This is a genomic window from Brevibacillus sp. WF146 (assembly GCF_001673705.2).
Lineage (GTDB): Bacteria > Bacillota > Bacilli > Brevibacillales > Brevibacillaceae > Brevibacillus > Brevibacillus thermoruber.
Genome location: NZ_CP109943.1, coordinates 1,345,924 through 1,368,634 on the forward strand (window position 1 = coordinate 1,345,924; position 22,711 = coordinate 1,368,634).

Consider the following 22,711-nt stretch of genomic DNA (forward strand, 5'->3'; position numbering starts at 1 on the left):
ACACGGTATGAAGATGAACAAGGGAAGTCTTGGGCTGCTGCTGGCCCTGGCAGTCGCCCTGGCAGGTTGTACGGCTCCGGATGCGGCCACGCAGCAGACGCAAACGGAAAACAAGCCGGTGCCGGTACAAGTCGATACAGTGAAAAAAGGAAGCGTGTCCACGCGCGCGGGGGTAACCGGGAAACTGGCCCCCAACAAGGAAGTCACCTTGGCGCCCAAAGTGAGCGGCAAGATCGTGCAGTTGAACGTGAAACTGGGGCAGTATGTCCAAAAGGGACAGGTGCTCTTCTCCCTGGAAAAAACGGACCTGGTGAATGCGGTGCAGCAGGCGCAGGCGGCGTACGACCTCGCCGTAGCCAACCTGAAGCAGAGTGATGCCACCACCAGCCAAGGGCTGCAGCAGGCGAAAAACGGTCTGGTGCAGGCCGAGCAGGCGCTGCGGGACGCGGAACGCAACTACCAGCGCATGTCCGAACTGTACAATCAGGGGGCGGTGTCTCCTCAGCAATTGGAACAGGCACAGGCGACCCTCACAAACGCGCAGACGGCGTATGCCAACGCCAAGCAGGCGCTGGAGGCGGCAGAAAAGCGGACGGGAGTGGCCGTCACCCAGGCATCCGTGGAACAGGCCCGCGTCTCGCTGGAAAACGCCCGTGAACAGTTGGCCAACGCGACGGTGACCGCCCCGATCTCCGGCTTCGTCTCCGCCGTCAACGGACAGGTAGGGGAGATGGCTTCGCCGCAATCGCCGGTGGTCACCATCGTGGATACCGACCCGCTGATCGTCAAGGCCAACCTCTCCGAAGAGGAAGTAACGTCGGTGAAAAAAGGGGACAAGGTGAAGATCCAGATCTCCGCCCTCTCCAAGGAGCTGGACGGCACGGTGAGCGCGATCAGTCCCGTGATGGACCAGACGCTGCGCGCGTATCCGGTGGAGATTTCCCTGGCCAAGCAGGACGCCTCGCTGAAGGCGGACATGGTCGTCAGCATCCAGTTTGCGAAACAGCAGGCCGCCAACATGCTGGTGGTGCCGCTCAAGGCCGTCTTTGACGAGAACGGCAAGCGGTTCGTCTACAAGCTGGAAGGCGACACGGCGAAAAAAGTGGAAGTCCAGACCGGCACCGAATCCAGCGATCTGGTGGAGGTAAAGGCGGGCCTGAAGGAAGGCGAGAAAATCGTCGTGCGCGGCCAGACGCTGCTGAAGGACGGCGCCAAAGTGCACATCCAGCCGACATCTTGACACTGCCGTTTTGCTCAAGTAGTATGAAAGAGATTACCAACCAGCGCAGTCCGGACGCTGCGGTGACCGTGAACGGACGTCGTGACGAGGGACCGGCATGATCGCCGTCCCGCCGGATGTGTGCTGGCATGAAGCTGTGACGCAATCGAAACCGAATAGCATGCAATGACCTTATCCAGAGAGGCGGAGGGACTGGCCCGATGAAGCCCGGCAGCGGATCTGCCCGTACGGCGGCAGATGCTGTGCCAATTCCAGCAGGAGCATTCCTGACAGATAAGAACGTGGAGATGTCGATCTGCCCCTTTTTCTGTACAGGAAAAAGGGGCTTTTGCCTACGTGCCGATGTCTGCACGATTTACCCGAGGGAAAGGAACGAGAGACCGATGCGCATCCAACCGTCCGCCATGATTGACCGACTGCCGACGCAGTTTTTTGCCTCGCTGGTGGCAAAAGTGAACAAAGCCATTGCCGCCGGCCATGACGTGATCAACCTGGGGCAGGGTAACCCCGATCTGCCCACGCCGCCGCACATTGTTGAGGAACTGCAGGCCCATGCGGCCCGGCCGGTCCACCATAAATACCCGCCGTTCAGCGGCCGTCCGGAGCTGAAACGGGCCGTCGCCCACTGGTACAAGCAGGAGTTTGACGTCGATTTGGACCCGGAAGAGGAAGTGGCCATCCTGTTCGGCAGCAAGACCGGACTGGTGGAAATCTGCCAGGTGCTGCTCAATCCGGGCGATGTGGCCCTGGTGCCGGATCCCGGCTATCCCGATTACTGGTCGGGCGTGGCGATCGCCGACGGGCGGATGGTGATGATGCCGCTGCGCGCCGCGAACGGCTTCCTGCCGGATTACGGCGAATTGGCCCGGGAGGATCTGGACAAGGCCAAGCTGATGTTCCTGAACTATCCCAACAATCCGACAGCGGTCAATGCGCCGTTCGAATTTTTCGAAGAGACGGTCCGCTTCGCCCGCAAGCACGAAATCGTCGTCTGCCACGACTTCGCCTACGGAGCGATCAGCTTCGACGGCAAGAAGCCGGTCAGCTTCCTGCAGGTGCCGGGGGCCAAAGAAGTGGGCGTGGAGTTCTACACGCTGTCCAAGACCTACAACATGGCCGGCTGGCGCGTCGGCGCGATGGTCGGCAACCGGGAACTGGTCCGGCTGATCAACCTGATCCAGGACCACTACTTCTGCAGCCTGTTCGGCGCCATCCAGATGGCGGCGGCCCGGGCGCTGACCGATTCCCAGCAGTGTGTCCGCGAGCTGGTCGCCGTCTACGAAAGCCGGCGCAACGCACTGTTTTCCAACCTGCACCGAATCGGCTGGGAGGCGGCACCGTCGCAGGGATCGTTCTTCACCTGGCTGCCGGTGCCGAAAGGGTTTACGTCCGCCGATTTTGCCGACCTGCTGCTGGAGAAGGCCCATGTCGCCGTCGCGCCAGGCGTCGGCTTCGGTCCCACCGGCGAAGGATACGTCCGCGCCGCGCTGCTGGCCAGCGAAGAGCGGCTGGCGGAAGCGGTGGAGCGGATTGAGCGTTTGGGTATTTTCTCCCCGTGCAAAAAATAGTTCATGTCCTAGAGAATGAGAGTTGACCGCCAGGGTGTTCGCAGAACGGCCTTGGCGGTTTGATTTTTTTGAAGTGACTTCCGGCCCAAATAGGCGAGTGTCGTAGAGCCCGAAACCGGGTGGGCGAATAGCATGGAAAAGGGCGGGGGCGATCACCCATGCCGCGCCAATGCGAAAAAATCCATTCTCAGTAAAAATCATTCTCAGCATTGACAGATAATGATTTTCATTATACGATAGGTATGGTAATGATAATTGATCTCAATGATCACGTTTGCTCGGCAGGAGGGTGTCATGCGCTATCAGATCAACGGATACACCGACATGTACACGGTCATCACCAATGAGCGCAAGGTAGGCGGCGCCGTTGAAGCGGGCCTGATTCGCCTGCGGTCCGGCGAGGAGTTTGCCAACGCCGTTCTCACGCGGCTGGAGATGTCCGGCGCGCAGTATTGCTCGCTCGGTTTTGTCACGGAGGAGGGCAAGCGGCTCATTGTCCATGTCAATGACATCAGCATGATTGCCGACGCGGTGCACGTAAACGTATGCGAGCTGCGCAACGAGGTGATGCGCGCGGAGAAGATGGCGGAGCGGCTGAAGCGCCTGAAGCGGCTGTGCCAGTTGAACGAAGGAAGCTGTACGCCGACGTTCCGTGAAGAAGCGCTGCTGCTTGCCGAAGACATTGGCTTCGACGTGGCGCGGGAACACGTCGATCTGCCGTTCCTGCCGCAGACGGAAAAGGCACAGGTTGTTCGCATCGCGTAGGGAAATCTGGCGTGCCAAAGAGACGAAAACGTTCCAGAGAAAGTAGACGGGAAGCGGTTCACGCTTCCCTTTTTGCTTGCCCGAATCCCGCAGGCGATCAATGTTCTTGGCAAGCCAATGAATCAGTCCGCAGTTGTCACAGGTGAGGGTGTGAACCTGCCGGCTGGCGAAGTCCAGGTTGAAAAAGGTCATCCTCGCTGTGATCATGAGCTTGTTGGCGTAACGAAACCGGTGGTGCCCGCTGAATCCGCTAAGGTTTTACACCGGCATCGATCTGGAATCACCTATCGAATGGTTTATCAAAATAGTAGAACGGGCAGACTTGAAGATCAGAGAACAATAGCCAAAACCTATTCCACTTATAGCAAGGATAGATTGGACTTCTCCCGGCGTGAGTGATACAACAAGGATAAGCTCAATCAAGGGGGAACGGAACATGGAGTACTCTTTTTCACACTCGGTTGACGCACTGAGCTCCTCGGCCGTGCGGGAAATCCTGAAATTGACGCAGGGCACCCAGGTGCTGTCGCTGGCCGGCGGACTGCCGGCGGAGGAGTTTTTTCCGCTGGAAGAAATGAAAGGCGCTTTTGACCGCGCGCTCAGTCAAGGGCCGAAATCGCTGCAATACGGTCTGACGGACGGATACCTGCCGCTGCGCGAGTGGGTGGCGTCCAGGATGAAACAAAAGAACATGAACGTCGGCGTGGAGAACATGCTGCTGACCACCGGCTCCCAGCAGGCCGTCGACTTGCTCTGTCGCGTCTATCTGGACGAAGGCGACGTCGTGCTGGTAGAAAACCCCACGTATCTGGCTGCCGTGCAGCTTTTTCAGTTCCGCGGCATTCGCGCTGTTCCGGTGGAGGGGGACGACGAGGGCATGGACATGGAGGATCTGGCCCGCAAGATCGCCCAGTACCGTCCCAAAATGGCGTATGTGATTCCCACGTTTGCCAACCCGACCGGCAAGGTATGGAGTCTGGAACGGCGTCTCGGCCTCTTGCGCCAGTGCCGCGACAACAACATCCTGATCCTGGAAGACGACCCGTACGGCGAGATTCAGTTTGACGGGGAGGGGCCGTATCCGACCATCTTCTCGCTGGATCAGCATCCCGACGGTTCGGCGGTCGTCTACACCAGCACCTTTTCGAAAACGGTGGCGCCGGCGCTGCGGATCGGCTGGGCGATCGGAGACGCTCAGGTGATCCAGACGATGGTCAAAGCGAAACAGGCGGTCGACCTGCACTCCAGCTCCATTGACCAGATCGCGCTGCATCAACTGCTGTCCCACTTCGATCTGGACGCCCACATCGGCAAAATCCGCGCCGCCTACCAGGAGCGGATGGAATGGATGCACCAGCTCCTGGCCAGCCAGAATTGGAGCGGCGTTACCTGGAACAAGCCGCGGGGAGGCATGTTCCTCTGGGTGAAGCTGCCGGAGCACGTCCATTCGGAAAAACTGCTCGCCCAGGCCGTGCGCGAAGGCGTCGCGTTCGTTCCGGGCATCCCGTTTTACGCGGCCGAACCGCAGGTGAACACGATGCGGCTAAACTACACCCTGTTGAACAGGGAAGATACCAAGCTGGCCATCAGCCGCCTGTACAGCGCATTTGCCGCATACACCGCCGTTGCGGCGCAGTAAGCAGCCGACCGTACGAAAGCGGCTGCTGGAACAGCGTGATCCTCACACGAAAGAGTCCTCTGTCATGGAGGACTCTTCTTGTTCTGGGCGGAAGTGCCCGATCTGCTCACGGTATTTGGCGGAGTCCTGATCGTGGCGTCCTGCATCGCATTGTCGCGGAGTAAGGGAAGATGATCACAGCCTGGGCAGGAAAAAGAAGAGCGGCTGCTCCCCGAATGGGAGACAGCCGCTCACTTTTTGGTTGATTCGCAGGAAGAGAAAGCCCCGCGTCCGGGGTCCGGGACTTATTCCTCCGTTTCTTCCAGCGTGCAGATGGCGCTCGGCCGCTTGATGCGGAGCACGACGCACTCGTAAACGCGGAAGAAGCTGTTCATCTGCTCGTCGCCGAGGAACGCCGTGTCGAAGTCTTCGGCGATCGCCAGGTCCAGGTTGTGCCGGCCGGTGGCGACCAGCACGCCGGTGCGTCCCTTGATGGTGGGGGATTGGTACACCCCGTCGGTCACCAGATTGCGAATGTGCTCGATTTCCAGGACGTTGGTCCCCTTGTGGACACGGTGCAGAAGCGAGTACAGCTCCGGAGAGACGACCAGCGCGTACGGGCCGCTGTGTCCCATTTTCAACAGCTTGTTGCGGGCCTCGACGATGTCGGCAAACGCGTTGCCGGATTCCATCCAGTCGCTCTTCAGGTGGGTGAGGCGACCCTTGACGTTCATCAGGCCGGGCAGATCAAACTCCGCGGAGCCGTTGAAAATCAGGTCGTCTTCCATCAGGGCGCATCCTGCGGCCGCATTGGCTGCGGCGCTCATGTCCAGCGGCATCCCCAGGGTGCGGGCCTGGGCGACGTCGCGCCAGTACAGCACGAAGTCTTTGTACAGGATCGGGATGGTCAGGCTGACCCGACGGCTCGGCTGGGTCAGCTCCAGGGATTCGCCGCGCAGGCTTAACCCCCCGAAGCGGGATTCCTCGTAAATGTCGTTGGTGATCGTCTGGATGCCTTCGCCAAGCGGTCCGTAGATATCGATAAAGCGGCGTCCGACCAGTTGGCGGCGGGCCATCTCGACGACGGTCTGGTCCAGTTGGCGCCACTCGTCATTCGTCAAGGGAGAGTCGGGAAACTTGCGGAGCTTGTCCATCGTTGCTACCTCCAAATCGTTCGAAATGGTGATGAAGCGGTGTTGGCGGCAGAGCCGAAACGGCCTCTTACAATCCTTTCAAACTGCCGACGGTCAATCCTTTTTTGGCGGCCGGGGCGGAAACGGTCTGTGCGGCTCCCGGCGCTTTCCCTGCATGGGCGGCTCCTGTCTGTGCCGCGGAAGCCTTCAGGTGATCCACCTGGTGAATGTCGTGCCCTTCGTCGTGGTCGGTCAGATCAGGACGGCGGTCGCCGTCGGAAAAGCGTTCGCTCAGCGCGGCGATGATCTCTTTGACGCGGAGGTAATCTTCCTGTGTCGCTTCGCGCATGCTGTTCAGGGCACTGCGCGTCTCCTCGTCCTGAAACTCGTACAGGGAGAGTTCCAGGTGCTCGCGGAAGTTGTGCAGGCCGAATCGCTCCAGGTTTATGTCAGAAAGCAGGCGGGAAAGTTCCCGGTCGCTGAGCTGTTCCGCCTTGTTCCCGTCGATGAGGGAGCCGAGGTAGGGAATCAGTTCGTTCAGGCGGCCGAGGCGCTGCTCTTCTTCTTCCAAAATATGGTGATAGTACAGGCGGGTATGCTCATCCTGCGCCGCGTCGATAATCGGCTGGATGATGCCCATGAAGCGCTCGATAAAGCCGCTGGTGCGGGTAAATATGGCGTGCAGTTGCGACATCTCTTGCACCCAACGCTACCTCCTCACTGGTGATGTGTGTCTTCATTATATCATACGGCTGGAAAAAAGCACCGGGAAAGAACAATGCAGAGTCGTTCTTAGTATTCCGGCTGACACAAAAATGTTACCACGGAGAGTATTGTCAAAGCTAATTGGGAATGATAATATTTATCAATAAGAGTGAGATTCATTATCAATTAGAAAACAAGCGAGGTACCACATACAACGAGTCAGAGAACCATTCATGTAGGAGGGAATTTGAAATGTCGTCCATTCTCGTCATCGGCGGTGACCGCCTGGGCAATATCGTTGATTTTCTGCAAGATCAAGGATTTACCGAGATTCATCACGTGACCGGCCGGAAAAGCTCCCAAACCGGCGTGAAAATCCCGACCGGCGTCCACATGATTTTGGTGTTGACCGACTTCGTCAACCACAATCTGGCCAAGACGGTAAAAAATCAGGCAAAAGACCGGGAACTGCCGATTGTGTTCTGCAAGCGTTCTTGTGCCGCCATTGCCAAGGCGCTCCTGCACGTGGCGTAAATACATAGCCTCCGGAGTGGGCAGACTAGACAGCGAGTCTGACATCAAACGGAGGAATGGCACGTGAAACAGAACCGGCTCGACGAACTGCCGATTGCCCGCTTGACGGAGGCCCAGCTTCAGCAGCTGAAGCAGGCGGAACAACAGCTCAACCAGCAGGGCAGCGGCGTGTACCTGATTGCCTTTGAAAAACAAGCCCCGTCACCACGGTAGACGGGGTTTTTTGTTGGGGGCAATAGCCAATGCGGCGGGGCGGCGGCATCATCGGCCGGACGGGACGAAGAGGGGCTTAGGTGAACACGAACTGTCCCAACCGCTCTTTCAGCGCGTCGATGCCGATGGCAAACCCGAGACATTGGCTGGATTGAATGATGAACGCGTTGAGTCCGACCACTTCGCCGTTCAGATTGATCAGCGGGCCGCCGCTGTTGCCGGGGTTGATGGCCGCGTCCGTCTGAAAAATATCCTCGTACATCCGCTTGGCCACCTGCAGGCGCCGGTTTTTGGCGCTGATGATGCCGGCCGTGACGGAGTTTTCCAGACCCAGCGGGGAACCGTCTGCTCCCGTAGGGGCAAACCGCGTCAGCGAAACGCGAGCAGCGTGAGGCGCACGGCCAGCCCGGGGCCGGACGCTGACGGACACGCCTCCGCTTCCAGGCGGCGGAGCAGGATGTCCGCCAACTGCCGGCACTCTTCCCGCGTAGCCCACTCCCAGATGGAGGACCAGTCGGCCAGCGCTTCCTGCCACTCGTCCGGCCCGCCCACAGGAGGGAGCTGCCGCCCCGTGGCCTGCGCCTCCCGTTCCGCCCGCTTCAGCTCTCCGAGTTTGGCGCGATATTCCGCCAGCGTGATGACCCCTTCGGCGTAGGCGTCTTCCCAGCGCTTCCGCTTTTGCCTGCATTTTTGCAGCAGCGCCTGGGCCGCCTCCCATTCCGTTGGTGGCGCCCCGGACGAGACGGCTTCGCGGCAGGCCGCACGGAGTTCCTCCCGATAGCGGAGGAGGTGGCTGATCACTTCCCGGGCCAGGCGGTCTTCGCGGATCGCGGGGGCCTGGCACCCGCCCTTCTGCCTGTTTTTGCACAGGTAATAGTGGTGCGTGTACCGTTTGCCGTTGGGCTTGTTGGTATGGGCCGTCTTGCCGCGCATCGGCGAGCCGCAGCGGGAGCAGTACAGGAGACCGGAAAAGATGAACGGTGAAGAGAGGACCCGTGGATGATGAGACCGCCGCTCCGAAAGCCGCCGTTGAGCCGCCGCAAACGTGGAGGCGTCGACGATGGCCGGGTGTGCCCGCTCGACGATCACCCACTCCTCCGGCCGGTTGAGCCGCTGGCCGCCTTCCGCGTAGTTCCACCGCAGGGCCCCGTAGTACACCGGATTTTTCAACAGGCGGGTCACCGCGCCGGCGCTCCAGCGGGCGCCGTGTTTTCCGCGAAAGCCCTCGTGGTTGGCCCATTCCGCGATCTGCCGGGGAGACCATCCGGCCAGAAAGTGCCGGAACATGCCGCGCACCGCATCCCCCTCTGTCGGATGCACCGCCAGCCGGCCGTCCTGCCATTCGTATCCGTAGGGCGGGGGGCCGCCCGGCCGTTTTCGCTCCCGCACCATCTGCTCCATCCCCAGCTTCACCCGCTCCGCCAGGTTTTCCCGTTCCCATTGGGCCAGAGCCGCCACCAGCGTGATGAACAGCCGGCCGATCGCCGTCGTCGTGTCGTAGACTTCCGTGCAGCTTTTGAAGCGGACGCCGTGCCGTTCAAACTGGCTCAGCAGCCGGTACAGGTCCAGGACGGAGCGGGTCAGGCGGTCCAGCCGGTACACCAGCACGACGTCTACCCGCCCCTGCCGCACGTCTGCCAGCATCCGCTGCAGCGCAGGCCGGCGCGTATCCTTGGCGCTCTCGCCTTCGTCGGCGTAGATGTCCGCCAGCGTCCAGCCCTGGGAGCGGATGTAGGCGAGCAGCCGTTCTCGCTGGGCGGCCACGGAAAATCCTTCCTTTGCCTGTTCCTCCGTACTGACGCGAACGTAGACAGCCGTTCTCATCGAACCACCTTCCCTCATCGCGGATGGTAGAGTCTACAGCAGGGAGGCGGCGCGTATGCCTGGACAGCCAAAAAAGCCCCGCCGTCGTTCCCGGCGGAACGCAGCGGGGCGCGGATCAGCCGGTGCGGCCGGCTACATCCACTTCTGGCCCCAGGCGTGAATCGATTCGATTACGGGGCGCAGGTCTTTTCCTTTTTCCGTGAGATGGTATTCGATGCGGACAGGAATTTCCGGAAACACCTTGCGTTCCAGGATGCCCAGTTCCTCCAGTTCTTTCAATCGTTCCGACAGCATTTTATCGCTCATGTGCGGCACCATTTCGCGGATGTCCTTGAAGCGGACAGCCCCGAGCAGCAGCACATGGATGATCAATCCGGTCCATCTCTTGCCGAGAATGTTCATGGCCCCTTCGTACTTCGGGCACATTTGCTCGCCAGCAAATTCTTGACCCACGTCGGTGTCACCTCTGTGAAACAGCTTTTTGTATTGCCCTTAATTGTAACACACTTACTTGAGAAAGGTAAGTTGCATTCACCGCCAATCGGCTCTCGTCATGTTGTCTCCCGCGAACGGTCCGGCTATGCACACAGGCGGCCGGGACAGGCGGTCGGGACGGGCGGACGCCAGTTTCCCGCGTCGGCGTTCCGGGGGCAGGGACCGCCACCCCCAAGCAGGCGCATGGGAAAATCCTGTCTTCGGTTTGCCTCTATGGCGGCAGGCGGGGAACCAATGCTGATGACCCATTCGCCCACCTTCGTGTCGGATGAGCTGCCCAGCCGCAGCGGGGTCAGTTTGCAATCCGCGTCGATTTTGATGACGGCGTAGTCGCGGACGCGGTCGGCCAGCACGCGTTTCGCTTCATACACCTGCCCGTTGTACAGCTTGACGAGGATGGTCCGCGATTTTCCGACCACGTGCTCGCTGGTTAGAATGTATCCTTTGGGATGAAATATAAAACCGGAGCCGTAACTCCGCTCGGAGGGAAGCGGCGACTCGTCGGTGATCAGACTGCGGATCAGCGATTCCACGTTGTGCCCGTGGGGCGCATCCTCGGTCACAATGGAGACGACGCCTTCCTTGACGCGCTCCACAATCGGCACGAAAAAATTGAGAGGATGCAAACTGCTGCTCACAGGGTACTTGACTTTGGTGTAATGGGACCATTTTTTACTTTTCACGGTATCTCCCCCCACAGCAGATAGGTATGTATCATCTTATGGCACGGCGGGGGAGAAGGGACGCCCAAAAATCCACGGGAGGGATATATCAATATTTTTGATTGATATAATAAAGAAATAGGATTGGTATAATCATAAGAAAGTGCTTATAATACATATAGAGAATATTTTGAACATAAAGCGCATTCGCGAGAGAGAGCAGACAGCGTGTTGGAGGGATGTAGAGAGATGGATGTCAAAACAATTATTCTCGGATTTTTGAGCTACGGAGAGATGAGCGGGTACGATATCAAACAGGCGTTTTCCAACAGCATCGGCTTTTTCTATGACGCCAGCTTCGGCGCCATTTACCCGGCGCTCCGCAAGCTGGAGGAAGAAGGATACGTGACCAAGCAGGAGGTCATCCAGTCGGGCAAGCCGAACAAGATCCTGTACAGCATCACGGAGGCCGGTCGGGAGGCGTTCCGCAAGGAGATTCAGACCCCGATTCTGCCGCCGGTGCTGCGTTCCGACATGCTGGTAAAAATTTTCTTTGGCAAGAGCCGCACGCCGGAGGAGCAAAGAGAACTGCTGCAGAGCTGTCTGGAGATGCAGCGGCACATGCTGCAGCAGAGCCGCCGTTCGTACCAGAAACTGCAGCAGCATTTTGACGAATACCAGCGATTTTGCTGGGAGTACACGATCCACCACCTGGAGACCACGATTGCGTTTTTGGAACAAAAAATGCCGGCCCTGCTGAAACAGGAGCCCGCCTGTACCCTGTAGGAACGGACGGGACCGTCCGATCCGCAGCGAGCGGGGAGAGCGGACATAAAAAAGCGAAGGGATGCTGCGTCCCTTCGCTTTTTTGTGCGGCACCTGTTGCGTTATTTCAGGTTTTCCGGGTTGAGGCATTCCAGCTCCGGAACGACAAAGCGGCCGTCTTTGCGGATCAGGCGATCGTCGAACCAGATCTCGCCGCCGCCCCACTCCGGACGCTGGATGCAGACCAGGTCCCAGTGGATGGACGACTTGTTGCCGTTGAACGCTTCGTCGTAGGCCTGACCGGGCGTGAAGTGGAAGCTGCCGTCGATTTTTTCGTCGAACAGGATGTCTTTCATCGGGTTCTGGATGTACGGGTTGACCCCGATGGCAAATTCGCCGATGTAGCGCGCGCCTTCGTCCGTGTCGAACACTTCGTTGATCCGCTTCGTGTCGTTGGCGGTCGCGTCGACGATTTTGCCGTCCTTGAAGGTCAGCTTGATGTTGTCAAACGTGTAGCCCTGGTACGGCGACGGGGTGTTGTAGCTGATGACGCCGTTGACGGAGTCGCGGACGGGAGCGGTGAACACTTCGCCGTCCGGGATGTTGGCTTGCCCGGCGCACTTGATCGCCGGAATGCCTTTGATGGAAAAGGTGAGATCGGTGCCCGGGCCGGTGATGCGCACCTTGTCCGTCTTTTCCATCAGCTCGACGAGGCTGTCCATCGCCTTGTCCATCTTGCCGTAATCCAGGGTGCAGACCTTGAAGTAGAAGTCTTCGAAGGCATCGGTGCTCATGTTGGCCAACTGGGCCATGGACGCGTTGGGGTAGCGCAGCACGACCCACTTCGTCTCCGGCACGCGCACGTCCAGCACGGGACGAAGCAGGAGCTTGGAGTAGAGCTGCATCTTGTCCCCCGGTACGTCGGACAGCTCGCTGATGTTGTCGCCGCCGCGGATGCCGATGTAGCAGTCCATTTGCTTCATGAAGGAAACCTCCGCGTCGCGCATCACGCCCAACTGCGTTTCGTTTGCGCCGAGCAGGAGTTCCCGCTGGATCGTTTGGTCGATCAACTGCACGTACGGGTTGCCGCCCGCCTCGTACACCTTGCGGATGACGGCGCGAACCAGTTCGCTTACCGCGCCGATCGCGTAGATGAGAACGTTTTCACCGCGCTGGACGCGCGTCGAGTAGTTCACCAGGACATCGGCCAGTTTGTCGATACGGGGATCTTTCATCGGAAGGATGTACCTCGCTTTCCATTGCATTCAGTATGTATTGTACACAAATCGACGAGAAAAAAGCTACCCGTGGTCAGGGTAGCGTGCGTATGAAACGCGCTGTGCAGGATTCGGTGCTAATGTATATGCAATCATTTGCGCGGATGTGCGCACTGCCGTTTAATTGTCGCACGAACAACCAACAATTACCAGCAGGATGAACAGGATCAACACCAGAGTGAAATCGTCCAGGTCGCCGTTAAAGATGCTGCTCATCAAACATCCTCCTTTTGTTTGTTAAGCCTCTTGTGCTTACATCCATAACATATGGGTTTTCGCACAGAGCTGTAACGGGCAAATGCCCATTTTTGGGAAGTATATTATTCTGAAAACATGGAAAAGCTAGAGGATACGAAAAGACTATGCGAAACGAAAGGATGGCAGTTGTCATGCGCAGAGCTTTGTCCAGCACGCCTCACGAAATCCCGGCGATCCTGATCAGCGTCGGCGAGGATTTTAAATCGATTGTATGGAAGGCACAGTACGATATGGATTTTAATACGGAATGCCTGTTTTGTTTTTCCGAGCGAATCACCGGATACCGCGTCGAGGACGAGCTGGGCCGTTCCGGAAAAGTGGCCGTCTGCCCCCATTGCGAGAAAGTGAACGCCATTTACGCCTGATCGCCGGCAGTGTTGCCGAGCATTGCCGTTTGGGCGTTTCGCCCGGCGGTTGATCCTCTGTTTGAGCCTGTTTTCATGGCAGGACGGAGGTCAGCCGCCGGGCGTTTTTTCGCTGCTTGGGACTGACAATCCATCCACCAAGTACCACCTCGTTTGGGGCAGGATTGCAGGGAGAAGGCTCGAATAGTAGGAGGAGTATACAGATGCGGATAGAGGTGAACCCATGTACAAGAAATGCAGCCGCTGCGGAAGTGACATGGAGCTCGTGCTGCGCAACGTCGTGTACCGCAGCCGCGTGAAAATCATGAACGTGCCGGTACACGTCTGCGGAAACGATGCCTGCGGTCATTCCCAGGTGGTGGACGTCATCAAAGATGATCTGAAGAAACTCATGGAGGAATGGGGGCAACATCCGCAGCGCCAATCGATTGAATTTGAAGAAGTGTCGGAGCTTTCCCATTTGATGGTGCTCATCGCCAAAGAGAAAGAGGATGCGACTGTGCGAGAGGCGCTGCAGGAGCGGGTGAACGAACTCCTGGACCTGTTTTTGCTGGCCCGATCGCTGGGGGATCAGAATTGGATGCACGAACTGCGGCAGCGTTTGACGAAGATCATGGTCTAGGCGAACCGGGTTGTCCTCACGGCAGGGACGGCTCTTTTTTCGCTGTGCCGCGATATCACGGATGCGGTGATGAGGCAGTGCCCCGCGGATCAGCGGACCGCATCCACACTTGAAACGTAGACTTCGCCGATGCGATTCCGTATACTGGTAACCACATGCACCAGATGTGAGAGGAGCGATTCATCGTGACGGAAGTACAACTGCACACGCTGGAAGAACTGGATCAATTCGTGGCGGGCGCGGGCAAGCGGCTGCTGTTCAAGCACAGCACCATCTGCCCGATCAGCTCGGCCGCTTATGAAGAGTTTCAGGCGTTTCTTCGCGAACAGGAACTCCCCGCGGCGGTGATTCTCGTGCGCGAGGACCGTCCCGTCTCCAACGCGGTGGAGGAGCGCTTTGGCATCAAGCACGAGTCGCCGCAGATCTTTCTGGTGGAGGACGGCCAGGTAAAATGGCACACCTCCCACTGGAAAATTACCAAGGACGCCATCCGTGAGGCGGTGCAGGGCTAGAGCGGATGCGGCGAACGACGGGGGAGGGTGCGGGGAGCGGCAAGCGTCCGCCCTTCGCATGAAACGGCGGGCGGCTTGGCCCCATCGCGGCGTGCCGCGAATCGAAAACGCAAAAAAACGGGTGGGCATTGTAAGGGCCGCACCCGTTTTTTTCTGTGCAGAGCAGACGGTTACTCCCAATACAGCTCCAGCTTGTCGCCGCTCTTCAACTCCGTCTGGAACGAGGCCGGCTCCCCGTTGACCAGCGTCACCAGGCGGGAGATACCTTCGCCCGTCGGCTTTTCCAGCGAGACGTCGACATAGCGGAAGACGTCGCTGAACAGGGGCGCGGCAGGAGCGGCGGCCTTCACCGTAATCACCGCGCCGTCCCGGACGGGATCGTCCGCCTGGGCGGGGAGGCCGTCCATCGTGATGGATACGCCGCCCACGGGCAGCACGACAGGCTGACCGTTGAAGTGGACGGTGATCGTCTCCTGCCCCCACTCCTCGGGAGGAATGACGTCGCGGATGGCGGGGATCGGCGGCTCTTCCGCCCGGAATACCAGATCGTCGCCCGGCCGCACGCGATCGTCCAGTGCGGCCGGTTTGCCGTTTACCTCCACCCGGAGGATGCGAGCTGGCAGGGTGTACAACCGGCCGTTGACGCTGAACCGGAGGGGAGGCGTCGCTTCTTCGTCCCCGTTCGGGAGCAGCCCCGCTTCCCGCAGCACCTCTTCCACCGTGCGGGGCAGGCGGATCTCCACTTCGCTGCGGTCGGCGAGCGGGGCGTCCAGCGGCTGCCGCACGCCGTTGACCAGGGCGATGGGGCCGAGCGAAAGCGGTTGGCCGTTGCAGGTGAGTTCCAGCGTGTCCAGGTGGTCCAGCAGATCGAGCACCCGCGCCTCCGCTTCCCGGCCGTCCTGACCGGGCACGACGACGATCACATCGCCGTCGGCCACGGGGGCGTCCAGGCCCGACGCTTCCCCGTTTTTCTCGATGACGGGCGGGGTGCCGTGGCCGCCCGGAATGATTTTGATCCGGCCGTTCACGGTCAGCGAAATCGCCATGCCGGGGCGGCCGTAGAGGCGGCGGATGTCCATGCCGGCCGCGATCAGGGCGTCACCGAGCGTCATTTTGCGCAGGTCGAAGATGCGGACCGGCGCGTCGTTGACGGTGACGGTCACGTATTTGACCGGATGGCGGCGCGCCGCGACGGCGATGCCGACAGGCGTCACGAATTCCGGTCCGGTGATTTGCGGATGTTCGTCCACAAACTGCCGGATGGCGTCCGCTCCCCGGACGGCGACGCGGGCCGGCGGCAGCTTCAGCGCTTCCGCGACGCGTTCCGTCAGTCTTGGCGTCAGGCTGCCTCCGCCGATCAGCATCACGGCCTGCGGCGGCTTGCCGTTCAGTTCCAGGATTTTGTTCGCGATGTTGGCGGCCAGGTGGCGGATGTCGCTGTCGATGGCGGCCGCCACCTCGGCGGAAGACAGGCTGTGCTCCATCCCGAGAATGTCGGTGAATGTCACCGTTTCGCGGGAAGTGAGCGCCCGCTTCACTTCCTCCGCCATCGGGAAGTCGAGCAAAAAGGCGTTCATCAGGGCGTCGGTGATTTCGTCGCCGGCCACCGGCACCATGCCGTAGGCGGTGATTGCCCCTTCCTCGGTCAGGGCCACGTCGGAGGTGCCGGCGCCGATGTCCACCAACGCGATGTTCAGCCTGCGCATGGTGACGGGGATCAGCACGTTGATCGCCGCGATCGGTTCCAGGGTCAGCGCCTGCATTTCCAGGTCGCAGCGCTTCAGCGCCGCCAGCAGCGAGTCCACGACCACGCGGGGCAAGAATGTGGCGATCACGTCGACGCTGGCCGTCTCCCCGCGCTGGTCGATCAGGCTGCCGATCAGTTCGCCGTCCAGGTAGTAGTTGACGACGCTGTACCCGACGCAGTAGTAGCGGGTGACGTCCCGTTCGTTCAGCTCCTGGGCCAGTTGGGCCTGGGCTTCCTGCACGGCGGAAAACTCCAGGGCCAGCACGTCGTCGCGGGAGATGGCGGCGTGCCGGGCGATCGGCATCTCCATCCGCACCCGCCGCGTCCGCAGCGAACGGCCGGCCGCCGCCACGGCCACCCGTTTCAGCGGGCCGTGCGTTTCTTCCAACTGCTCCTTGACCTGCCGAATGACTTTGGAGACGGCGACGACGTCGTGAATCTGTCCGTCCAGCATGGAGCGTTCGTCATGCTCGCGGATGGCGCAGTCAACGATGCGGAACCGATCGCCCACCGGCTCCACGATCAGCCCGACCACGCTGCGGGTTCCAATATCCAAAGCAAAGATCAGCTCATCCGAGGCTGTTTGCACAATGTCCGACAAAACCAGGTCACTCCTCGTTCCGGAGGAAAATCCGGGAAATCACTTCGGAAATGATTTCGACTCGAAGCGCGGAGAATCCTGTCGAAACAGGCAATCTTCTCGACAGGAGGAATTTTGCAAACGTTTTAAAACAAATTTACAATTTACTTTCGCGCTTTTTGGCGCTAAACTGCTGACAAGGGCAGTTTGATTGATTATAATAACCCTAATTTATCGTGTGAGTACAAAGGAAAACGAGGAGAGTGGAGACGAAGATGGCACACGACCAAATCGAAACCATGCGCAAACAGATCGACGAGATCAACCTGCAGATTCTCTCGTTGATCAACAGGCGGGCCGAACTCGTCCAGGAACTGGGCAAGGAAAAGGTGAAGCAGGGCGTCAACCCCTTCGACCCGGAACGGGAGCGCCAAATGCTCACCCAACTGGTGGAAAACAACAACGGTCCGTTCAGCGACAACACGATCCGCCACCTGTTCAAGCAAATTTTCCAGGCGTCGCTCGACCTGATGAACGACGACAACAAAAAGGTTCTCTTGGTCAGCCGCAAGAAACAGCCGGAAGACACCGTGATCACGGTCAAGGGCGTGGAGTTCGGCGGAGGCCGTCCGATCCTGATTGCCGGCCCGTGCTCCGTGGAGAGCTACGAGCAGGTGCGCGCCGTGGCGGAGAATCACGTCAAGCGCGGTCTTCGCGTCCTGCGCGGGGGAGCGTACAAGCCGCGCACCTCGCCGTACGACTTCCAGGGTCTGGGCGTGGAAGGCCTGGAGATTCTCAAGCGGATCGGGGACGAATTCAACCTGGTGACGATCAGCGAAATCGTCAATCCCGCTGACCTGGAACTGGCCACCCGCTACATCGACGTGATTCAGATCGGGGCCCGCAACATGCAGAACTTTGAACTGCTGAAAGCGGCCGGACGCATCAACCATCCGATCCTGCTGAAGCGCGGGCTGTCGGCGACGATCGAAGAGTTCATCTACGCTGCGGAGTACATCCTGTCCGAGGGCAACAAGCAGGTGATGCTCTGCGAGCGCGGCATCCGCACCTACGAGAAAGCGACCCGCAACACGCTGGACATCTCCGCCGTGCCGCTGTTGAAACAGGAGACCCACCTGCCGGTATTCGTCGACGTGACCCACTCCACCGGCCGCCGCGATCTGCTCCTGCCTACGGCCAAGGCCGGTCTCGCTGTCGGCGCGGACGGCGTCATGATCGAAGTGCACCCGGATCCGGACGTCGCCCTGTCCGACGCCAAGCAGCAGGTCAACATCCCGCAGTTCAACCATATCCTCGACGAACTGCTCGCATCCGGTCTTTATAAGGAAGAAACGGCAACGGTGCGGCGCTGATCCGTCCGTCTGAATAAGCAATGTCCAGGGCTCTTCCGATCGGCGGGAGGGCCCTCCTCATTTGACGAAACGCGTCCCAGCCAGTAAGCTAAGCACAAGAGGACATGGCTGAAGGGAGCGATGGCGGATGAGTGAACAGGAGCACTGCTGTACGTCGGAGCGGTCCACCCCGCGTCCGGACAAGATCAAGAGCAATCTCATCTCCCGGCTGAACCGGGTGGAAGGACAAATTCGCGGCATCCGCGGCATGGTGGAAAAGGACGTGTACTGCGACGACATCCTGAATCAGATCGCGGCGGCCCAGTCGGCGCTGAACGCGGTGGGCAGGATGCTGCTGGAAGGACACATGAAAAGCTGTGTCATCGACCGCATTCAACAGGGAGACAGCGAAGTGATTGACGAACTCTTGAAGACGATGAACAAGCTGATGAGATGAGGGGCCGCTCGCCCGGAAAACGATTGCAACCGGGCACGGCTTGTCGTATCATAAGTGCATACATTTATGAAAATGATCATGAAAACCATAAAATGGGGAAAGTGAGGGTATGTGATGCCGGTTACTATCTATGATGTGGCACGAGAAGCGGGAGTTTCGATGGCGACGGTTTCCCGGGTTGTCAACGGGAACCCGAATGTCAAACCATTGACGCGCAAAAAAGTGTTGGCTGCGATCGAACGACTCGGGTATCGGCCCAACGCAGTCGCGCGCGGATTGGCCAGCAAGAAAACAACGACGGTCGGTGTCATCATCCCGGACATCTCCAGTCTGTTTTTTTCCGAATTGGCCCGCGGCATCGAAGATATCGCCACCATGTACAAGTACAACATCATCCTGTGCAATTCGGACCAGCGCATGGAAAAGGAACTGCAGTTGATCAACACGCTTTTGGAAAAGCAGGTGGACGGCCTTTTGTTCATGGGAGCGGAAATCAAGGAAGACCATTTGCAGGCGCTCACCAGCGCATCGGTGCCGACCGTTCTGGCGGCGACGCGGGATGCGGACAACACGCTGCCGTCCGTCACCATCGACCATTTCCAGGCGGCCTACGACGCCACCAAGGCGCTGATCGATCACGGACACAGGCGGATCGCGATGATCACCGGACCGATCAACGACCCGCTGGGCGGTCTTATGCGCTACGAGGGCTACAAAAAGGCGCTGGCCGACGCCGGGATTCCGCTTGACGAGAAGCTGGTGGCCCACGGCAACTACTTCTACGAATCGGGGCTGCGCACCGCCGGAGAGTTTCTCAAGCTGTCCGACCCGCCGACCGCCATTTTTGCCGCCAGCGACGAAATGGCGATCGGGGCGATTCACGCCGTGCAGGATGCCGGCTTGAACGTGCCGGCCGACATCGAAGTGATCGGGCACGACAACATCCGGCTGGTGGAAATGGTGCGGCCGCGGCTCACCTCGGTCGTCCAGCCGATGTACGACATCGGAGCGGTGGCGATGCGCCTGTTGACCAAGTACATGAACAACGAGCACGTGGAGGAGCACGTCGTGCTGCTGCCCCACCGCATCGAATACCGCGAAAGCACCCGGCCGCGGGAAACCTGAAGCGCCGCGAGGGACGAAGCGTTTGACAGCAGGAGAAGCAGGAGGGAAAAAGAGATGCGCATTGGGATTATCGGCGCGATGGACGAGGAAATTGCGCTGTATCTGGAAGCGATGACCGGCACGGTCAGCACGGAGAAGGCGGGCATCGTCTACCACGAGGGAGAGATGGAGGGAACATCCGTCGTTCTCTGTAAATCGGGGGTGGGCAAGGTAAACGCCGCCGTCACCACGCAAATGCTGATCGATCAGTTCAAGGTGGACCGCGTCATTTTCACCGGGGTGGCGGGAGCGGTTCACCCCGATCTGAACATCGGCGATATCGTCGTCTCCACGGACTGCGTACAGCACGACATTGACGTGACAGCACTGGGATTCGCCCCCGGCCAGATTCCGTACACCGAGCAGTGGGTGTGGCAGGCTGACCCGGAGCTGCGGGAGCTGGCGATCGCAGCGGGCAAGGACCTGGAAGACGGCGTGCAGGTCGCGAGCGGGCGGATTCTCTCCGGCGACCAGTTCGTCGCCAGCCGGGAAAAGGTCAAGTGGCTCCGCGAGCAGTTTGACGCCCACTGCACGGAGATGGAGGGCGCAGCCGTCGCGCAGGTGTGCGCCATGAACGGCGTGCCGTTTGTGATCGTTCGCTCCATGTCGGACAAGGCGGACGGCTCCGCGCACGTCAACTTCGCGGAGTTTACCCAGTTGGCGTCCCGCCGTTCTTACGCGATCGTCAGCCGGATGCTGCGCGCGATGACGCCCGGCGTGATCGTATACTCCACCAAAAACTGCATCGACTGCGACATGGTGAAACAGTGGCTGACCGCAAAGGGCGTCGCGTTTGAGGTGCGGGACGTGATGACCAGCCGCGCCTACCAGGAAGAAGTGGAGCGCTTCGGCTTCATGGGCGTGCCCGTGACGGTGGTCGGCGGCAAAGCGGTCAAAGGCTTCCAGCCGGACGAGCTGGAGAAGCTGCTGAGCCGTTCGTAACGAAACGCGCATGAAAAAACCGGTTTCTCGCGGGAGAGACCGGTTTTTCGTTTTTGGCCGGCGAGCCGGCCCGCTGGCTGCCCGTTCAGTTGTCCGCTCCGATCGGCGCGTACATCAGCGCCCTCTCCAGCGTGATGCGGTTTTTCTCGGTGATCTCCGCGCGGCGGGGGATCGGGGGAAACGGGTCGTCAAACAGCCGGGCCGGCAGTTCCAGACTGCTCAGCGGCTGCCAGCGGGAGCGCCACGCCTCCGGCAGCGGGCCGTCCGCGAGCGGCTGATCGGTCATCTCGCTCCAGAGCAGCGTCCAGGCGCGGGGCACCACCCGCCAGATGTCGTAGCCGCCGCCGCCCACGGCGATCCAGCGGCCCTGGCACCACTCGTGCGCCAGGCGATGAGCCAGCCGGGGAATCTCCTGGTAGATGCGCATCGAACAGGAGAGGTGCGTAAGCGGGTCGTAGGCGTGGGCGTCGCAGCCGTTTTGCGTCACGATCACGTCCGGCTTGAAGCCGCGCGCCAATTTGGGAACCAACTCGTGGTAAATGTCCAAAAACGACTGATCTTCTGTAAACGCTTCCAGAGGAATGTTAACCGTATAGCCGTAGCCGCTGCCTTCCCCCCGCTCCGTCAGGCTGCCGGTGCCGGGAAAGAGGTATTTGCCGGTCTCGTGCAGGGAGACGGTCAGGACGTTGGGATCGTCGTAAAAGGCCCACTGCACGCCGTCTCCGTGATGGGCGTCGGTGTCGATGTACAGGATCCTGGCGTCCCAGTGCTTGCGCAGATAGGCGATGGCGACGGAGCAGTCGTTGTAGATGCAAAAGCCGGATGCCCGCCCGCGAAAGGCGTGGTGCAGCCCGCCGGCGGGGTTGAAGGCGTGCTCCGCCTGTCCGTTCATCACCGCGTCCACCGCCTGCAGGGTGCCGCCGACGATCAGGGCGGCGGCCTCGTGCATCTGCCGGAAGCAGGGGACGTCTTCGGTGCCAATCCCGTACCCCGCCGCCAGCGGCAGCTCGGCGTCGCTTTCCCCCTGCTGCCGCACAAACTGGATGTAGCGCGGATCGTGGATCAGGGCCAGCTCCTCGTCGGTCGCCATCCGCGGCGGCAGGATGTCGGCGTCGTTCAGCAATCCGTAGGCGCTCATCAGATCGTAGGTCAGGAGCAGACGGCGCTGGTTGAACGGATGTTCGTCGTGAAAGTAATACCGGGTGTAGTCGGCGGAGTAGATCAGACGAGCGTTGCGGCTCAACGCCGGTCCCCCCCTTCCCCGGGAGCGACGACCGCAAAGCCCTTGTCGCGCAGCAGTTGAACGACGGGGCGCGGGTCGATCGTCTGGACGCGGAAGACCAGATTCTTCCTGCCCGGCCGGCCCCCGGGGAAGACGACCACGCTGCAGACGTTCACCTGGGCTTCACGCATCACCTGGCTGACTTCCGCCAGCATGCCCACGCGGTCGTCCACCTCCACCTCGATGTGGGAACTGGGTTTGTTCACGCCAAACAGTTCGATCAGGCTGTTGAACAGGTCCGATTCCGTGATGATGCCGACCAGCCGGTTTCCTTCCACGACCGGGAGCGAACCCACCTTGTGTTCGTAGATTTGCACCGCCGCGTCTTCGATGAAATCGAGCGGATGGGCGGTGATCACCTGACGCTGCATGATGTCCGCCACCGGCTTTTGCAGGACGGTGTGATCGTCGTCGTGCACGAGCAGCGTGGACGGCAGGGCATCGCGCAGGTCGCGGTCGGAGATGATTCCCACGAGGCGCTCCTGTTCCACGACGGGCAGATGCCGGATGCGGTTGCCGCGCAGCAGTTTCAGCGCGTCGCCGATGCTGGTGGCGGGGTGGACGGTGACGACCCGCCGGCGCATGATCTTCTCGATTCGCATGGGCAAAACCTCCCCCTTTCCCTGGCGCT

General features: G+C 60.1%; 25 protein-coding genes and 1 riboswitch. Of the genes, 14 read left to right on the forward strand and 11 right to left on the reverse strand.

The genetic code is table 11. The annotated features are described in order from the left end of the window. Positions 1 to 7 precede the first annotated feature (7 nt). From A6764_RS06505 to A6764_RS06520, 4 genes are all read left to right on the forward strand, one after another. Entirely contained in the window at positions 8 to 1,240 is a 1,233-nt protein-coding gene (locus A6764_RS06505; protein ID WP_029098680.1) for an efflux RND transporter periplasmic adaptor subunit, read from the forward strand. Positions 1,241 to 1,408: 168 nt separating this feature from the next. Next, positions 1,409 to 1,520, forward strand: a riboswitch (SAM riboswitch). Between the two features lie 103 nt (positions 1,521 to 1,623). After that, on the forward strand, positions 1,624 to 2,808 hold the full coding sequence (locus tag A6764_RS06510; protein WP_065067010.1) for a pyridoxal phosphate-dependent aminotransferase: 1,185 nt from the start codon (positions 1,624 to 1,626) through the stop codon (positions 2,806 to 2,808). Between the two features lie 294 nt (positions 2,809 to 3,102). Further along, positions 3,103 to 3,573, forward strand: coding sequence for a hypothetical protein (locus tag A6764_RS06515; protein ID WP_065067009.1), 471 nt, complete (start codon positions 3,103 to 3,105; stop codon positions 3,571 to 3,573). Between the two features lie 436 nt (positions 3,574 to 4,009). Beyond that, the gene (locus A6764_RS06520) at positions 4,010 to 5,212 is read left to right on the forward strand and encodes an aminotransferase-like domain-containing protein (protein ID WP_029098684.1); all 1,203 of its coding nucleotides are present in this window, start codon (positions 4,010 to 4,012) and stop codon (positions 5,210 to 5,212) included. Positions 5,213 to 5,496: 284 nt separating this feature from the next. Here the strand turns inward: A6764_RS06520 and A6764_RS06525 are convergent, their stop codons facing one another. Next, entirely contained in the window at positions 5,497 to 6,345 is an 849-nt protein-coding gene (locus tag A6764_RS06525) for a family 1 encapsulin nanocompartment shell protein (RefSeq protein ID WP_065067008.1), read from the reverse strand. A 67-nt stretch (positions 6,346 to 6,412) separates the two neighbouring features. After that, the gene (locus A6764_RS06530) at positions 6,413 to 7,027 is read right to left on the reverse strand and encodes an IMEF encapsulin system ferritin-like cargo protein (protein ID WP_029098686.1); all 615 of its coding nucleotides are present in this window, start codon (positions 7,025 to 7,027) and stop codon (positions 6,413 to 6,415) included. 254 nt (positions 7,028 to 7,281) lie between these two features. Between A6764_RS06530 and A6764_RS06535 the strand changes: the two genes are divergently transcribed. Further along, positions 7,282 to 7,563, forward strand: coding sequence for a DUF2325 domain-containing protein (locus A6764_RS06535; protein WP_029098687.1), 282 nt, complete (start codon positions 7,282 to 7,284; stop codon positions 7,561 to 7,563). A 63-nt stretch (positions 7,564 to 7,626) separates the two neighbouring features. Continuing rightward, the gene (locus tag A6764_RS06540) at positions 7,627 to 7,776 is read left to right on the forward strand and encodes a hypothetical protein (protein WP_162836710.1); all 150 of its coding nucleotides are present in this window, start codon (positions 7,627 to 7,629) and stop codon (positions 7,774 to 7,776) included. 76 nt (positions 7,777 to 7,852) lie between these two features. Here the strand turns inward: A6764_RS06540 and A6764_RS06545 are convergent, their stop codons facing one another. From A6764_RS06545 to A6764_RS06560, 4 genes are all read right to left on the reverse strand, one after another. Further along, positions 7,853 to 8,206 carry a S1C family serine protease gene (locus A6764_RS06545; RefSeq protein ID WP_269320169.1) on the reverse strand — a complete coding sequence of 118 codons (354 nt, stop codon included), beginning with the start codon at positions 8,204 to 8,206 and terminating at the stop codon, positions 7,853 to 7,855. Next, positions 8,146 to 9,600, reverse strand: coding sequence for a recombinase family protein (locus A6764_RS06550; RefSeq protein WP_065067007.1), 1,455 nt, complete (start codon positions 9,598 to 9,600; stop codon positions 8,146 to 8,148). The genes A6764_RS06545 and A6764_RS06550 overlap by 61 nt, the downstream gene beginning before the upstream one ends. A 132-nt stretch (positions 9,601 to 9,732) precedes the next feature. Continuing rightward, positions 9,733 to 10,053: a winged helix-turn-helix transcriptional regulator gene (locus A6764_RS06555; protein ID WP_029098690.1), complete on the reverse strand. Its 321-nt coding sequence runs from the start codon at positions 10,051 to 10,053 to the stop codon at positions 9,733 to 9,735. 125 nt (positions 10,054 to 10,178) lie between these two features. Continuing rightward, on the reverse strand, positions 10,179 to 10,778 hold the full coding sequence (locus A6764_RS06560; protein WP_083989790.1) for a S1C family serine protease: 600 nt from the start codon (positions 10,776 to 10,778) through the stop codon (positions 10,179 to 10,181). A 228-nt stretch (positions 10,779 to 11,006) separates the two neighbouring features. Between A6764_RS06560 and A6764_RS06565 the strand changes: the two genes are divergently transcribed. After that, positions 11,007 to 11,543, forward strand: coding sequence for a PadR family transcriptional regulator (locus A6764_RS06565; RefSeq protein ID WP_029098691.1), 537 nt, complete (start codon positions 11,007 to 11,009; stop codon positions 11,541 to 11,543). A gap of 101 nt (positions 11,544 to 11,644) precedes the next feature. Here the strand turns inward: A6764_RS06565 and A6764_RS06570 are convergent, their stop codons facing one another. Beyond that, on the reverse strand, positions 11,645 to 12,757 hold the full coding sequence (locus A6764_RS06570) for an aminopeptidase (RefSeq protein ID WP_029098692.1): 1,113 nt from the start codon (positions 12,755 to 12,757) through the stop codon (positions 11,645 to 11,647). Between the two features lie 162 nt (positions 12,758 to 12,919). Next, positions 12,920 to 13,015 (reverse strand): YjcZ family sporulation protein, encoded by a 96-nt coding sequence (locus A6764_RS06575; RefSeq protein ID WP_029098693.1) that lies wholly within the window; start codon positions 13,013 to 13,015, stop codon positions 12,920 to 12,922. A gap of 173 nt (positions 13,016 to 13,188) precedes the next feature. Between A6764_RS06575 and A6764_RS06580 the strand changes: the two genes are divergently transcribed. The 3 genes from A6764_RS06580 to ytxJ all read left to right on the forward strand — a co-directional run bounded on the left by A6764_RS06580 (position 13,189) and on the right by ytxJ (position 14,556). Then, entirely contained in the window at positions 13,189 to 13,422 is a 234-nt protein-coding gene (locus A6764_RS06580; RefSeq protein WP_029098694.1) for a hypothetical protein, read from the forward strand. A 223-nt stretch (positions 13,423 to 13,645) separates the two neighbouring features. Beyond that, complete coding sequence (locus A6764_RS06585; protein ID WP_029098695.1) at positions 13,646 to 14,044, forward strand: hypothetical protein; 399 nt, start codon at positions 13,646 to 13,648, stop codon at positions 14,042 to 14,044. 185 nt (positions 14,045 to 14,229) lie between these two features. Next, on the forward strand, positions 14,230 to 14,556 hold the full coding sequence (gene ytxJ, locus A6764_RS06590) for a bacillithiol system redox-active protein YtxJ (RefSeq protein WP_065067006.1): 327 nt from the start codon (positions 14,230 to 14,232) through the stop codon (positions 14,554 to 14,556). A gap of 170 nt (positions 14,557 to 14,726) precedes the next feature. Here the strand turns inward: ytxJ and A6764_RS06595 are convergent, their stop codons facing one another. Further along, positions 14,727 to 16,904: a cell division protein FtsA gene (locus A6764_RS06595; protein WP_264622458.1), complete on the reverse strand. Its 2,178-nt coding sequence runs from the start codon at positions 16,902 to 16,904 to the stop codon at positions 14,727 to 14,729. Between the two features lie 254 nt (positions 16,905 to 17,158). Between A6764_RS06595 and A6764_RS06600 the strand changes: the two genes are divergently transcribed. The 4 genes from A6764_RS06600 (at position 17,159) to A6764_RS06615 (ending at position 20,798) form a co-directional block, all read left to right on the forward strand. Next, complete coding sequence (locus A6764_RS06600; protein WP_044897349.1) at positions 17,159 to 18,256, forward strand: bifunctional 3-deoxy-7-phosphoheptulonate synthase/chorismate mutase; 1,098 nt, start codon at positions 17,159 to 17,161, stop codon at positions 18,254 to 18,256. Positions 18,257 to 18,383: 127 nt separating this feature from the next. Further along, positions 18,384 to 18,692: a metal-sensitive transcriptional regulator gene (locus A6764_RS06605; RefSeq protein WP_029098699.1), complete on the forward strand. Its 309-nt coding sequence runs from the start codon at positions 18,384 to 18,386 to the stop codon at positions 18,690 to 18,692. 114 nt (positions 18,693 to 18,806) lie between these two features. Continuing rightward, on the forward strand, positions 18,807 to 19,817 hold the full coding sequence (ccpA, locus tag A6764_RS06610; protein ID WP_035299858.1) for a catabolite control protein A: 1,011 nt from the start codon (positions 18,807 to 18,809) through the stop codon (positions 19,815 to 19,817). Between the two features lie 54 nt (positions 19,818 to 19,871). Then, positions 19,872 to 20,798 carry a 5'-methylthioadenosine/adenosylhomocysteine nucleosidase gene (locus A6764_RS06615; protein WP_065067005.1) on the forward strand — a complete coding sequence of 309 codons (927 nt, stop codon included), beginning with the start codon at positions 19,872 to 19,874 and terminating at the stop codon, positions 20,796 to 20,798. Between the two features lie 85 nt (positions 20,799 to 20,883). On the opposite strand, the gene A6764_RS06620 is transcribed toward A6764_RS06615, so the two are convergent. Then, a complete protein-coding gene (locus tag A6764_RS06620) occupies positions 20,884 to 22,041 on the reverse strand; it encodes an acetoin utilization protein AcuC (RefSeq protein ID WP_029098702.1) in 1,158 nt (385 codons plus the stop codon). Then, positions 22,038 to 22,682, reverse strand: coding sequence for a CBS and ACT domain-containing protein (locus A6764_RS06625; RefSeq protein WP_029098703.1), 645 nt, complete (start codon positions 22,680 to 22,682; stop codon positions 22,038 to 22,040). The genes A6764_RS06620 and A6764_RS06625 overlap by 4 nt, the downstream gene beginning before the upstream one ends. Positions 22,683 to 22,711 lie beyond the last annotated feature (29 nt).